The 13,744-nt window shown below is 50.9% G+C and carries 15 protein-coding genes; 7 read left to right on the top strand and 8 right to left on the bottom strand.

All coding sequences use genetic code 11. The annotated features are described in order from the left end of the window. Window positions 1–5: 5 nt before the first annotated feature. Complete coding sequence (locus tag E4L36_RS06300; RefSeq protein WP_136679905.1) at window positions 6–485, bottom strand: pyridoxamine 5'-phosphate oxidase family protein; 480 nt, start codon at window positions 483–485, stop codon at window positions 6–8. 93 nt (window positions 486–578) lie between these two features. On the opposite strand from E4L36_RS06300, the gene kdsA reads away from it, so the two are divergent. The 3 genes from kdsA (at window position 579) to E4L36_RS06285 (ending at window position 4,903) form a co-directional block, all read left to right on the top strand. Then, entirely contained in the window at window positions 579–1,427 is an 849-nt protein-coding gene (gene kdsA / locus E4L36_RS06295) for a 3-deoxy-8-phosphooctulonate synthase (protein ID WP_127695667.1), read from the top strand. A 71-nt stretch (window positions 1,428–1,498) separates the two neighbouring features. Continuing rightward, window positions 1,499–3,466 (top strand): SUMF1/EgtB/PvdO family nonheme iron enzyme, encoded by a 1,968-nt coding sequence (locus E4L36_RS06290; RefSeq protein WP_136679903.1) that lies wholly within the window; start codon window positions 1,499–1,501, stop codon window positions 3,464–3,466. Window positions 3,467–3,490: 24 nt separating this feature from the next. Next, complete coding sequence (locus tag E4L36_RS06285; RefSeq protein WP_127695663.1) at window positions 3,491–4,903, top strand: hypothetical protein; 1,413 nt, start codon at window positions 3,491–3,493, stop codon at window positions 4,901–4,903. Between the two features lie 3 nt (window positions 4,904–4,906). Here E4L36_RS06285 and E4L36_RS06280 read toward each other — a convergent pair whose 3' ends face one another. After that, the gene (locus tag E4L36_RS06280; RefSeq protein WP_136679901.1) at window positions 4,907–5,389 is read right to left on the bottom strand and encodes an SEL1-like repeat protein; all 483 of its coding nucleotides are present in this window, start codon (window positions 5,387–5,389) and stop codon (window positions 4,907–4,909) included. Window positions 5,390–5,558: 169 nt separating this feature from the next. Here E4L36_RS06280 and cysK point away from each other — a divergent pair, with 169 nt between their 5' ends. From cysK to E4L36_RS06260, 4 genes are all read left to right on the top strand, one after another. Continuing rightward, the gene (gene cysK, locus E4L36_RS06275) at window positions 5,559–6,527 is read left to right on the top strand and encodes a cysteine synthase A (RefSeq protein WP_136679899.1); all 969 of its coding nucleotides are present in this window, start codon (window positions 5,559–5,561) and stop codon (window positions 6,525–6,527) included. Between the two features lie 107 nt (window positions 6,528–6,634). After that, window positions 6,635–7,567 (top strand): bile acid:sodium symporter, encoded by a 933-nt coding sequence (locus E4L36_RS06270; RefSeq protein WP_169051492.1) that lies wholly within the window; start codon window positions 6,635–6,637, stop codon window positions 7,565–7,567. Window positions 7,568–7,648: 81 nt separating this feature from the next. Continuing rightward, window positions 7,649–7,948 (top strand): hypothetical protein, encoded by a 300-nt coding sequence (locus tag E4L36_RS06265; RefSeq protein WP_136679895.1) that lies wholly within the window; start codon window positions 7,649–7,651, stop codon window positions 7,946–7,948. 2 nt (window positions 7,949–7,950) lie between these two features. Further along, window positions 7,951–8,922 carry an NAD(P)-binding protein gene (locus tag E4L36_RS06260; RefSeq protein WP_169051491.1) on the top strand — a complete coding sequence of 324 codons (972 nt, stop codon included), beginning with the start codon at window positions 7,951–7,953 and terminating at the stop codon, window positions 8,920–8,922. Here E4L36_RS06260 and E4L36_RS06255 read toward each other — a convergent pair. The 6 genes from E4L36_RS06255 to E4L36_RS06230 all read right to left on the bottom strand — a co-directional run bounded on the left by E4L36_RS06255 (window position 8,919) and on the right by E4L36_RS06230 (window position 13,635). Beyond that, window positions 8,919–9,380: a DUF3833 family protein gene (locus tag E4L36_RS06255; RefSeq protein WP_136679890.1), complete on the bottom strand. Its 462-nt coding sequence runs from the start codon at window positions 9,378–9,380 to the stop codon at window positions 8,919–8,921. The two genes, E4L36_RS06260 and E4L36_RS06255, sit on opposite strands and share 4 nt — an antisense overlap. A gap of 72 nt (window positions 9,381–9,452) precedes the next feature. After that, window positions 9,453–10,781: an AarF/ABC1/UbiB kinase family protein gene (locus E4L36_RS06250; RefSeq protein WP_136679888.1), complete on the bottom strand. Its 1,329-nt coding sequence runs from the start codon at window positions 10,779–10,781 to the stop codon at window positions 9,453–9,455. After that, complete coding sequence (locus E4L36_RS06245) at window positions 10,774–11,340, bottom strand: glutathione peroxidase (protein ID WP_136679886.1); 567 nt, start codon at window positions 11,338–11,340, stop codon at window positions 10,774–10,776. Before E4L36_RS06245 ends, E4L36_RS06250 begins: the two co-directional genes overlap by 8 nt. Window positions 11,341–11,369: 29 nt before the next feature. Next, entirely contained in the window at window positions 11,370–12,335 is a 966-nt protein-coding gene (locus E4L36_RS06240) for a DUF523 and DUF1722 domain-containing protein (RefSeq protein ID WP_136679884.1), read from the bottom strand. A 35-nt stretch (window positions 12,336–12,370) separates the two neighbouring features. After that, window positions 12,371–13,045, bottom strand: coding sequence for a ChrR family anti-sigma-E factor (locus tag E4L36_RS06235; RefSeq protein WP_136679882.1), 675 nt, complete (start codon window positions 13,043–13,045; stop codon window positions 12,371–12,373). Further along, window positions 13,042–13,635: a sigma-70 family RNA polymerase sigma factor gene (locus E4L36_RS06230; protein ID WP_127695641.1), complete on the bottom strand. Its 594-nt coding sequence runs from the start codon at window positions 13,633–13,635 to the stop codon at window positions 13,042–13,044. Before E4L36_RS06230 ends, E4L36_RS06235 begins: the two co-directional genes overlap by 4 nt. Window positions 13,636–13,744: the final 109 nt, after the last annotated feature.

The raw sequence follows: 13,744 nt of genomic DNA, 5'->3' as shown, positions 1-13,744 counted from the left end.
GCGCTCTATGCCCCTGTGATCAACGTTGCGCTATGCTTGTCCAAACTCACCGTATAAGCTTTGCCAAAACCTGCAACGTAACGCACGCTCTTAGGGTTTAACTGAAAGAGCGTAAAATCAGGTAGCGTACGCAACAATCCTACGGTCTTTCCAAGCTGCGCTTCCATACCATCCAGTATCTCTTCTTGATTCTCCGTAACCTGCGCAACTGCGCATCGCATCGAAATGCGCTCGCGAGCAAAAATATTTCGTGTGTCTTGCTCATCCCGTAATACCAGCACACCAATATCTTTTTCACTCAACAAGTGCTGAGTGTGCTCGGATAGACCACTCGTCAAAACGTAAAAACTATCCTCATATTGCAGATAGGGTACAACGCTGGCATTGGGAGTCCCGTCAGAGTCAACCGTCGCCATAACGAGCGTATCTATATCGCTTAAAAGTTGTTGGAAATTGCCCAGTACTACCTCTTGATCAACTGCCATGTATCACCTAACTGTCATAGAAAAGGGAGCCGTATTTTACAGCGGTATAACGTATAATGCAGACTTTACGTCTTACTCGGAATGAGCAGCATTATGGAACAAAAAACGGTTACAGTCGGCAATATCGAAATTTCCAACGATAAGCCCATGGTTCTTTTTGGCGGCATGAATGTGCTTGAATCACGTGATTTGGCGCTGAGTATTGCTGAGCACTACGTCAAGGTAACGGAAAAGCTCGACATACCTTATGTATTTAAAGCCTCGTTTGATAAGGCTAACCGCTCTTCCCTCAACTCCTTTCGCGGCCCAGGTCTTGATGAGGGCCTAAAGATTCTCGAAGAAGTTAAAAAGACATTTAATGTTCCGCTTATTACCGATGTGCACGAACCTTACCAAGCAGCCCCCACCGCTGAAGTGTGTGACATCATTCAGCTACCGGCGTTTCTCTCTCGCCAAACAGATCTCGTGCAAGCGATGGCAGATACCGGAGCGGTAATCAACATCAAAAAAGCGCAGTTCCTCGCGCCTCACGAGATGAAACATATCCTGCATAAATGCCAAGAGGCCGGAAACAGCCGCTTGATTCTATGCGAACGAGGTTCCGCTTTTGGCTATAACAACCTAGTGGTCGATATGCTTGGTTTCTCTATTATGAAGGAATTTGGCTTCCCAGTGATGTTTGATGCAACTCACGCCTTGCAGATGCCAGGTGGTCGCTCAGACTCTGCTGATGGGCGTCGCGCATTGGTGGCACAGCTATCCCGCGCAGGTCTTTCTCAAGGGATAGCGGGCCTCTTCTTAGAAGCCCACCCAAACCCCGCAGAGGCGAAGTGTGATGGCCCTTGCGCCCTGCCGTTAGATAAACTTGAGCCTTACCTTGCACAGATGAAAGCGGTAGATGAGCTTGTAAAAAGCTTCCCTGCTTTAAACACTGAAGGCTAAGTCAACAATTTGGCTTAAAACATGGCCCGTCCTTAGCTATGATGGCGTGACGCTTTGCAAAGGATCGGGCTATGTCGTCGCAACACAACTCTCCACTAAATCAACTCTCTGACGGGCTTATTATTGGCCCAGAGCATCATCGCTTTAAATTGGTTGGCAGCGCTGTTTCACACCCATTAGGGCAGCGCTGGGATGCCGAAGATATGAGCACCCCTAAACCAACACCGGTCTCACTCTTTGTACTTAACCCACAATTGATCCGCAGCAAACCATTTTTAGCTGAGTTCAAGAAGCAGATCATCTTTGCAAAAAACCTCAAGCATAAACACATTGCACAGACGTTTGGCTACTTTGTGCACAAAGGTGGGATGCTTTTTTTCACCACCGAGAGGTTCGATGGCCCGACGTTACAAACCCTTATCGACGATAAGCGCTCCAAGAAACTAAAAGAGACACAGCAACGTGGCCTTTTACTGCAGCTTGCGTCTGCAACCGATGCTTTAGTACAAAAGCTGCGCGATGCCCATGGTGCTCTCGCGCCGGATCTTATCTATATAAACCGGAAAGGTGGCGTAAAGATCTTGCCGATAAATCCCCGCAAACTACTTAAAGAGGTAGCTGTCGCATTAGAGCCACCTTTTATGGCGGCAGCCTATCAGCCACCCGAGGCGTATCATGAAAACCCTCTACCACTGAATGCCGACAGCTACTCCATTGCAGCCATGGTCTACGCGACGCTAACAGCTGCGCACCCGTTCAGCGCCAACGATAGCGAAGCTGAACGTGTCCAACGGCGTCTTAAGCCCTTATCGAAACTTGGCCCAAAGTGGTCACAGCTTGAAGCAAGTTTAAGCACCTTACCTGAAGAGCGCGCCCAAAGCGCAACAGCACTGATCGAAGGCCTCTTTGAACAGGACACGACCGAAGAAACAGCAGAACCATCCCCCGATGAAACGGACACTCACGACAGCAGCGTAGCCACCGAAACACCAAGTAGCCAAGCAGCCAAAAAAACAGCTGAGTCAGAGCCCAAACGATCACGCCGCTTTAGCGCAATCGGTTTGGGTATCGCCTTTGGTTTGGGCGCTGTTGCAGGTCTCTCGGTTAGCTTTCTACTACTTAGCCAGCAGCAAGCGATGATGACCGATAACATCAATGCTTGGAAAGCGCAGGCAGAGAATTGGAAAGCTCGCGCGCAAGAGCACGAGCTGGCCGTCGCCGCACTACAACAAAGCCTCGCGCAAGCTGAGCAAGCGGCCGCTGCCGGAGCAGCCCCCTCTTCACCTGGTGAGTCGAACGGCTTAAGTACATTTCGCGATGAACTCACCGTGGGCGGCTTTGGCCCCCATATGGTGATCTTACCAGCGGGTAGCTTCACAATGGGCGATAGTGCTGGCAAAGGTGATGATAATGAAAAACCAACATTGACCGTCACAATAGAAAAGCCGTTTGCGTTAGCAAAATACGAAGTCACCTTCGCAGAGTATGATCAATTTGCTCAGGCTACCGGCCGCAAACTTCCGGCTGATGAAGGCTGGGGACGCGGCCAGCAACCGGTGATCAATGTGAGCTGGAACGACGCTCAAGCCTACACACAATGGCTCGCAGCACAAACAGGACAACCATACCGCCTGCCGTCAGAAGCCGAATGGGAATACGCAGCACGAGCAGGAACCACAACAGCCTACTGGTGGGGCGATGAACTTTCATCAGCACACGCAGTCTGTGATGGGTGTGGCACGCAATGGGATGGCAAACAGCCAGCACCGGTGGGCTCTGTGAAAGAGAGCCCTTGGGGGTTACATGACATGAGCGGCAATGTTGATGAATGGGTCCAAGACTGCTACACCAGCAGCTACAACGGCCACCCAACGGATGGTAGCGCCCGCTTAAGTGGTAACTGTCAAAGCCGAGTCATGCGTGGCGGTTCATGGTTCGATATCGACCGTGTGATACGCCCAGCCAGCCGTTATCGGCACCCACTCAATGCCACACGTAATACTTGGGGATTCCGCGTTGCTTTGGATACCTCAAACTAATTCCGATCCATAGGATTATCAGCTATGAAGCATAACCTGCGTGCAGCAATTGTTATCTCTTTGTTTGCGTCGACTTCAACGCTTGCAGCACAACAACCCGTAACGATTACCGCAGAAGCACAGCAAGATCTCGCAGTAACACTCTATTCCGACAACCTTGGGTTAATTCAGGATACCCGAGCACTGCCTAAGCTCGACAGCGCAGACAGAGTGGTGGTGCGGGACGTCAGCCAGCAGATGCAGACAGAGACGCTGCAAATTACCAATGCAGGCCGTATCAAGGAGCAAACGCTCAATAGCGCAGTGGTCAACTACCATGCCATGCTAACGCACTATCTTGGCAAGCAGGTCACATTGTCACGCGTACAACCCTCCGGACAAGAGATCCAACAAAACGTCACCCTACTCAGCGTTGACGGTGCGACAATGCTCGTCGAAAACAATGCACGAGTCGAAACAGTGCCGATGAATGGCGATTGGCGCATTATCTTTCCCGAGAAACCGTCCGACCTGCTAATCAAGCCGAGCCTAACCTTCCGTACAGCCGGAACTGAGCAGCCTAGCAATGCAACGCTAAGTTACCTAAGCAGCGGTTTACGCTGGCAGATGGATTACGTGATGACGCTTAACGAGGCGCAAGACCGCCTCAACATCGATGGTTTGGCATCGCTGATGAACAATACCGGCACAGCGCTCGAAAATGCTCGTTTTCGTTTACTGGCGGGTGATGTAAACCAAGTCCGAAACGCACCGGTTATGCGCCGCAAAGAGGTACTAATGGCCGCTGCCATGGCAGACGAAAGCCAAGCAGGTAGCGGACCACAGAATATTGGCGAGTATAAGCTATACACCTTGCCAGAACCGATCACCCTACAAGACCAACAACGCACCCAAGTGCCGCTATTAAGCGCGAGCAACGTACCGGTGCAGTCGCTGCAGCGATATCAATTTTATGTTGGTAACCATATCGATAGTCATACAAGCAAAAGCAAACCGGAAAATATCATTCGCTTTAAAAATAGTGCAGAGAGTGGGTTAGACAAGGCGCTACCCGGCGGTAACGTAAGAATGTTTGCGCCCGATGGGCAATCAGAGCTGCACTATATCGGCGGCGCGCAGCTACCGCAGACATCCCGTGGTGAGCAGATCGAACTGAGCACCGGTGCGGCGTTCGATGTCACCATCACACGCAAACAAACCGCGTTTGAAAACACCTTTGATGGCGCTATTGTCGAGTATGAATTGACGATAAAAAACGCAGCGGCTCAACCGCGTCAAGTGGAGATAGGCGCGATGTTTTCACAACCATGGAAGCTTGAAAGTAGCACCTTTAAGCCCACCGAAACCAGTGGTGGCGCGGCTAAGTGGGCGATATCAGCCAGCGGAAAGACAGATACCGTTATGCGTATACGCGTGCGCCTGACTGATCGAAAATAACGCTCAAGGCGATGTCGGTAGCGCAGGCTGCCGACGTTGCCACATCTCCGCTTTCGCAGCATCCGCCGGTTGCCCTAACTCGCCGCTAGAAAACACTTTCATCAACCGCGAAATAGCTAACGTATGGCCTTGCTCAGCCGCTTGCTGATAGTAACGCAACGCCTTCTCTTCATTGGCTGAGAAATAGTGTTCAAACCCCTCTTCAAAGATACGACCCATCTGATATTGAGCTTTCATATCACCGTGATCGGCAGCGCGGTGCAGGTAGATACCACCTTGAATACGATTTTCGACCCCATCACCCCGAAAGTGTAACAGGTGCCCATATACAGAGAGCGCTTTAGTGTGGTCATTATCGGCACAGAAGCGAAAGATCTTCATGAGCCACTCATGGCGCTTGCGCGAACGTTTAAAAAAGCTAGAACGAAATACTCCGTAGGCCAGCGCAAAGATAATCGGTGCTAGCATCTTAATTAAAAACCGCATCACATGACCCCAATTCAGTTAAACGCCGCTAATATAGCACTTTATCTTGCTGATCATTCATTAATTACATTAGAACATAACCATATAGCGAACGAATCGATGAAAATAGCCAATCAGCACGGTAAACTCGATTTATCATAACCCAACGGAATAACAGAAAGGTTGCACAATGAAAGCGTTTCAGGACAACTCACTCACTATTGGCCGAACTCCTCTCGTCAGACTGGCACGTTTAGCACCCGATGCAGAGATCTACGCGAAGATCGAATCCCGCAACCCAGCAGGCTCCGTTAAATGCCGAATCGGTGCCAGCATGATCTGGTCAGCAGAAGAGTCCGGCCAGCTCAAACCAGGGATGACGCTGGTCGAGCCCACCAGCGGCAATACCGGCATTGCGCTAGCGTTTGTTGCTGCGTCCCGTGGTTACAAGTTGAAGCTCACGATGCCCTCTTCTATGAGTATTGAGCGCCGTAAGCTCATGAAAGCGCTGGGCGCTGAGATCGTCCTCACAGCACCAGAGAAAGGTATGAAAGGTGCCATCGATAAAGCACAAGAGCTGGTTGATGAAGCTCCCGACACCACACTGATGCTGCAACAGTTTCAGAACCCTGCAAACCCAGAGATTCATGTAAAAACAACCGGTCCTGAAATTTGGGAAGATACGGAAGGTGAGATCGAGTTGTTTGTGGCAGGCGTTGGCACCGGCGGAACGATCACGGGTGTCTCACGCTATATCAAGGAGGTTCAAGGCAAAGCGATCACAAGCGTAGCGGTAGAACCGGTTGATTCACCCGTTATTACCCAAACACTTAACAACGAAACGGTTCAGCCAGCACCTCATAAGATTCAGGGAATCGGCGCGGGCTTTGTACCGGGTAACTTAGATCTATCGTTAGTGGATCAGGTTGAACAGGTCAGCAACGAAGAGGCGATGGAAACCGCACGCCTATTGATGCAAAAAGAGGGTATTTTGGCTGGCATCTCATGCGGTGCCGCCACCGCCGCCGCGTTGCGTGTTGCTCAACAGCCAGAACATAAAGGCAAAAAGATTGTTGTGCTGTTGCCTGACTCTGGCGAGCGTTACCTATCCACGCTGCTGTTTGATGGTATGTTCACAGAAAACGAGCTTAACCAATAAGCACACCACCACTAACAAAGCCGCCAGCTAAGGGCGGCTTTTGTGTTTATGCGCTACGGAATCCGTGAAATAATTCCCACCCCTGCCGCACAATAAGAGAATGGCGTGTGAAGAATCTATTTCTCCCTGCTGGGCTACTGGTTAGCTTTGTCGTTGCATGGCTATTCCCCGCATTGGGTAACCAACTGAAAGAGCTGGGGCTGATCCCTTGGACGGTCGTCGCGATCTTTGTCGTGAACGGCTATCAAACCAAGCTAAGCGAGCTTCCGAAAGATAAGCACTTCTTCTCCGCGCTAGCGGCGGCTGGCATCATCACCCTACTACTCGCCCCTCTGCTGGGTAGCTTCGTCGCACACTTTTTAGCGTTTGGCAGTGGTATGGCGCTTGGGCTGATCGTTAAGGCAACGGTGCCCTCCACGCTCTCAACCTGTATCGTCATGACGCAATTGGCCGGAGGCAACGCACTTTGGGCATTGATGATCACTGTGATTCTCAATGTCATCGGTGTGTTCACGATTCCAATGATGCTATCGCTGACACTTGGCGGAGCAGATGGCATCGCGCTATCGCCTTGGGACCTGCTTTTTAAACTGATATTACTGGTGCTACTACCCTTTATCGGTGGCCTCGCTGCAAAGCGCCTGTTAAGCCTGTCGCCGAATCATATTGTTTTGCAGTACCTTCCCTCAAGTTGCGTTATCGCCGCCGTTTGGATGTCGCTATCAAGTTCTAACGATGTCTTCCGCTCGTTGGAATGGGGGGTGCTACTTAAAATCCTTATCGCAACCTTTATCGTGCACTTTGGTTTGATGGCACTCGCTTGGGTGGCTAGCCGATTACTTAAAACCCCAAATGAGGGCGTTGTCGCGCTATTGCTCACCAGCTCGCAAAAAACGCTGCCTGTTGCAGTAAGTGTTTTAGCAGCCTTGAACCAACAAGTGGGTGAGGCAATTCTGGTGTGTGTGCTATTTCATTTTATCCAGCTCTTTGCCGATGCGTCTCTGGTGCCGAAAATGGCCAAGCGCTGGCAGCAGGCTTAGCAAACATACTTAAGCGCTATCACAGTGATCGGAAACCGAACAATTACGTACAGAGTACGTGGTTAAATAGGTAAACAAGTGATGTTGATCTCCGAGCTAAAAAAGCTGTCCAAACAACACAAGGTTGATCAGGTTCGTTTTATTCGTCACGGTTTTCAGCCAATGCTGATTGAAGTGACTTCCCAACAGGGCAATGATATTGAATTGCTTACCGATCACCTACGACGACCGCTACGTGTACGATCGTTACCTGAGGCGTATGCCATCTGCCGCAAAGCGGGGATACACCAAGCTAAGTTGCAACAGTACATCCCACAAGATGAGGCATGTGCTGGCAACAGCTCGCTACATCAAGAACGCGATATGACATTGAGATTTTAAAGATGAGTGATATTCAAAACGCGGCTATCATTGGTGCCGGGTTAGCAGGATGCTATCTAGCCCAGCAGCTTACAAAAGCGGGCATAGCCACCACTGTATTTGAAAAAAGCCGTGGCACTGGCGGCCGCCTCTCAAGCTGCCGCTTAGGAGAGGGAAGTGCAGACCTAGGCGCCCCCTATTTCGATGCAACAACCGACGAGTTCCGTGACTGGATAAAAACCCAGCCCAATATTGTTCAGTGGTGCGATATTTCTAGCCCGGCCACCCCAGCACCAACGCGCTATACCGCAACACCGCGTCAAAGCGCACTAACACGCGCGCTACTATCAGACTCAACACTATGCGCCGCAACTCGCATCGCATCGATCCAAGAACATAGCGATGGGCGCAAGCAACTGATCACTGACGATCAGCAAACCTATGGCCCATTTGATGCGGTATTCGTGTGCGCCCCTGCACAGCAAGCTGCCGACTTACTGAGCCCCGAGCCTGACTTTGCAGATATCGCGAGCCGCGTACAGCCCACCATGAACTGGGTTATCGTGATCGAAGTAGAGGTCGAAGATAGTACCGAAGTGAACCACTACGAAGCGCCCCACCTTGTTATTGCTCGCGCCATTAAGGACAGTGCTAAACCCGGCCGTAAAGCCAGCGCAGAGAATCGCGAGACGTGGATGATTGAAGCGGACGCCGACTGGAGCCGAGTACACGAAGACGCTGATGCGGATTGGGTATACGAGACTCTGCTCAGCGCTTTTGCGGCCGTCTTAGCACGCCCATTTAACGTTACAGGAAAACGCACCCACCGCTGGCTGTACTCGCGCCATATCAACCCGGTAATTGGCAGTCTATGGAATGAAAAAAACCGCATAGGTGCCTGTGGTGACTGGTTAGATATTCGCGGCGTGGAAGGCGCTTGGCGTAGCGCCCATGATTTGAGTCAGCGCGTTTTGGCGCGTACGAAAGCAGGTTAATCCTCTTTAGTAAACACGATGGTCACCGTGCCCACATGCAGCCCCCATTTGGTAATACGAGCACGGCTGACCATTACCCCACCCGAAAACAGCACCATCTTGTCATCGAACGCAAATTTGATCGGTATACCACCTGCGCGCAGCGCCATCTGGTAACGCCACGAAAAACGGTTTCCTTCAGCTTTGCCCCGTGCCTGAGAGGGAATGTCGTCGGCAAAGCCGATATAACTCCCCGCACGATTTTGGATGCGCCAAACACGATGCTCTTTCTTGCCGTCGTCGAAGATAAAATGCTCATCGAGCGTCAAGTTTCCCTCGTCCACAGTGCCATCGACACTCACCACAAACGAGCGCTGGATTCGGCCAAAGCGATCTTCAAATAAGCCAGCTGCCTGCGTTTTACCGCGAAAGTACTCAAAAATGTTCAGCGTTGGCTGGCAAAAACTGGAATCGCTCACTTGACCTCCTACTCGATTGCATAGATAAACGTTTTACGCACCTGCAAACACTTCAGATCAAATGAGGAAAAGCTAGAAAAGATAACGCTGTGCGATAGCCGCCACATCAACGCGGGCTTTGAAGCGCGTTGCGATAAGATAGAGGCCGGCTAATTTACGGTGCAAAAACAGCACATCAGGTGGCGGCGTGTGCCACGCATCAGGGTTTGAACTGATCTCCAAGCCCTTTTGATGAATACGCTGTGCTAAATCCGTTGCGCCAAAATCGTAGACGCCATCGCTACGCAGCGGCTCCATCGCCATCATAAAAATATCGAGCACTAAAGGCAGATTACTTTGCTGGCGATTCTGCGCAAAAAAGCCAAGGTCAGAGAGCGCCTGCGCTAACGTGTCGCTCTGCTGCTCGATCGCTGCCCGTATCGCGCAGCAGTATCGTTCAACAAATGAGCGTTCAAACGCACGATTCGCACCAAAGTCGAGCAGCACAACCTTATCCTCTGCGGTGCTGTACTGGTAGTTGGCTAAGTTAGGATCGGTCTGTACGAAGCCGAACTGCGTAAATTCCATCAATAGAAGCTCAAATAGATCAGCGACACACCGATCGCGGACCGCTTGGGCAGCTGACTGCAAGGAGTCCAGCGAGATGCCCTCCACATAACTCATGCAAAGGATCTCAGGTGTTGAGTAGTCGCTGAAAAAGCGTGGCATCAAAAACCGATCTTTGAGTGCACTGGTACTTAATGCCGCGTAATACTCTTCGATGCTAGCGCCCTCAAGGGCGTAGTCTGCCTCGCGCTTAAGCTGTGAGCGGGCTTCGTCGATAAGCGGGTTGAGATCGAGCTCTTTAGGGATCAAGCCACTCAAGCGCAGCAGACCAAATACGTTGTCCAAATCGCTATCGATACTCTCTTTTACGCCGGGGTACTGGATCTTAACTGCCATGTCCTGCTCGTTACGGCTCATAGCTCGGTGTACCTGTCCAATAGAGGCAGCCGCGATGGGCTCGAAGGAGAAACGCACGAAGTTATCAGACCAATTTTCGCCCCAATTACGCTCTAAAGCATCATGTAGCTGCACAGCTGGCATAATGACCGCATCTTCGCGCAACCGCTCTAAAATAGCGGTAAGCTCCGCAGGCAACAGGTTGCCTGTGTCCATCGATAGCAACTGCCCAACCTTCATTGCTGCACCGCGCATCGTTGCAAGCTTATTTGCTAACTGCTGCATGTTGCTGGGAGTTAACAGTAGATCACGTGCCGCTGGGCGCTGTCCGCGTGCCAGTTGCTTTCCCCCATCAATCAACATATTGCCCGCAACACGGCCAGCTAACGATCCTAAACGCCCCAGCCGAGAGATACGTGAACGTGGCACCGCGACCGCACGTTTGGTTTGCTCACTCATTCGGCAAGTTCGCTTGGATGAGGTTCACGAGAGTAGAGTCATTAGGCTCGATGTGGCTCTTGTAGCTACCTAACAGCTTGCCCTCTGGTGAGATGAGATATTTGTGGAAGTTCCAGCCAGGATACTCGCCCGCCTCGCCGGCTAGCTGCTGGTAGAAAGGGTGCGCAGAGCCTTGACGTGCGTGTACTTTCTCAAACATTGGGAACTGCACACTGTATGTGAGGCGGCAGAAGTCGCTAATTTCTTGTTCGGTACCCGGTTCTTGACCGGCAAAATCATTCGATGGGAAGCCGAGTACCACCAAGCCTTTATCTTTGTATTTGGAGTAAAGGCCCTCAAGCCCCTCATACTGGTGGGTAAACGCACACTTGCTGGCAGTATTGACCACCAGAACCAGCTTATCTTGGTACGTTTCGCAGAGGCGTTCCGTTTGCGTCTCACCTAGCCGTTTAAAAGTGTAATCCAACAAAGCACTGCAAGACTGAGCAAAAGTGTACGGTGCGCTGGACCCAATCGCTACTACTAAACATGTCTTTAACGCCAAACGATTCCAGCCCATAACACCTCCACTACTTCGCACGCTATAAATCAAATGTAATTGCGCAGCCCTAGCTCATGGGGATATGGGTCTAGGTACGCTTGGGATTTTATGTAATCACTACCATGGCGTTTAAGATAATGCTTCAACAACGCAAGCGGCACCGTTAGGTTAACTTTGCTGGTGCGGTACTGATCAATGGCATCCAGTAAGTCTTGCTTTGTTTCAGAGTCAATATCACGCTTGAGATAACCCATAATGTGCATCAACACATTAGTGTGTGATTTACGGTTGGCGCGTTTAGTCAGTTGTTCCATTAAGCGCAAAATATAGGTGTTGAGCACCTCTTCTAATGGCGCTTTAGGCGCATCAGTCGCTAGATATTTACCCAGCTCCCGGTAACCCTCGTAGCTGTGCGCCATGAGTTGGTACTTGTGGCGGCTGTGAAACTGAATCACTTTGTGCAGCGTGGGTTGCTCCATCACGCTGCGTTGCCATTCGTAATAAACGAAAACGCGTGTAATAAAGTTTTCTCTGAGGATTGGGTCGTGTAAGCGCCCCTCCTCTTCGACAGGTAACGCAGGATGCAAGTCCATTAAACGTGCAGCATACGCACCGCGCCCAGATATGTTGGGCATACCATTTTCATGATAGATCTTGACGCGCTCCATGCCGCAGCTAGGCGAACCTTTCATCAACACGTAGCCGCACAACTCCTTGTGTGAATCGAACACCTCTTCGGCGTAGGCGTGCAACTTATCGGTTACGTCCATCGATGGATCTTTTGTGCCGACAACACGGGGGGCATCAGCGTCTCCAACGAGGCGTATCGGCTCGCGTGGGATTGGCAAACCGATCGCAACTTCGGGACAGAAAGAGATAAACTCGAAGCAATCACTAAGTACATTCAAGCAATAACGCGATTGTTTGTGGCCGCCGTCAAATCGGACTTTCTGGCCTAGCAAACACGCGCTGATCCCAACAGGAATAGATGGTTTTTGCTCTGAACTTTCCATGACCTACCCTCTAGTAAAAATAGCTTCCAGTAACACTAGAAACCGGTAATCGGTTGTACAATTTTTCCTAGCAAGGTGCTGAACTTCAGCGGCGCCTCCGTAGCGATCAAACAGATACAGTCAACTTCACTGTCCACCAGCGGCTGGTGTTCGATGTCGCCATCCAGATCGGCAATATCACCGGCTGTAAAGCGGCCAACCTCATCAGAGAACGAGCCTTGCAATATTAAGGTTAGCTCATTTCCATCGTGGGAGTGCGGTAACATCGCTTTGCCCGGCGCTATACGCAGCAAACGCGACACGCCGCCGCGTTCTGATTTGCATGGCAGGTCGTGATAATAAACACCTGGCACAATAGTGCGCCACTCAACGGTGTCTAACGATCCGCCAATGTAGTCCTGTAACGGCGCTGGGACCGAACGGGCACTTACGGCGCGATCACGGTGAATCTCTGTCGGCGCGATTGCGGCATTGACTGACGGCTCATCATCAAGCGCGGCTAGCACTGAATCGAGCGCATCGCCTTTAATGGCTGCAGGCTGCAAGCCTTCTAGCAACATGCCTCCGATCGCCTCGGAGTCTTTGACACGTTCACGGCATTTAGGGCACATGGCAATGTGGCACGCAACCACCAACGCCATCGCCTGTGACATCGATCCAGCCGCATAACTGACTAATGTCGCTTCATCAAGGTGATGTTTAACGTTCATACATCATCTCTCCACATGTGTTTCAACTTCTCAGAGGCTAGCCGGATGCGCGATTTGACGCTCCCGAGTGGTACGCCTAACCGATCCGAAATATCGGTGTGCGATCGGCCTTCAAAAAACGACATATAGATAACTTGTGCTTGGTTTTCCGGCAACGTGTTGATCGCTTTTATCATTCGATCTGTTAACACGGAATCTGCACACTCGTCTTTCGAGTCGTCTGGCTCTTCGTGCCACTCCTCTAAGCCATACTCTGGATACTTCTGTTTGCGCATCCAATCGATACTTTGGTTCCGCGCGAGCGTGAATATCCACGTGCTAGCCGACGCTTTTTTGCGATGATACAGATGCGCTTTTCTCCATACGGATAGCATCGTTTCTTGCATAATCTCTTCAGCAGTTGATTCCACTAGCCCAAGACGCAAAATGTAAGACTTTACACGCGGTGCAAAATGCTGGAATAGCTGCACAAACGAGCTGCGGTCGCGTTCCTCTGCAACCCGCTCCAGCAGAGCGCTCCAATCTTGAGCCGTTGTCGGCCTGATCATAGCTATATTTTCCACTTCATCACCCGGTGGTTTGTTATCCATAACGCTCCTTACGCTGGTGGGTTTAATTCAGATCATATGAGTTGGGCGAAAGGCTATCGTAGTGATCCTTTTCACAGGGGATCGCGTAAACTCCACTAACATCAACACT

The organism is Neptunomonas sp. XY-337 (assembly GCF_004959845.1).
GTDB classification, from domain to species: domain Bacteria; phylum Pseudomonadota; class Gammaproteobacteria; order Pseudomonadales; family Balneatricaceae; genus Neptunomonas; species Neptunomonas marina.
Note: the sequence above shows the minus strand (reverse complement) of the source record. Positions and strands in the feature narration are given on the sequence as shown.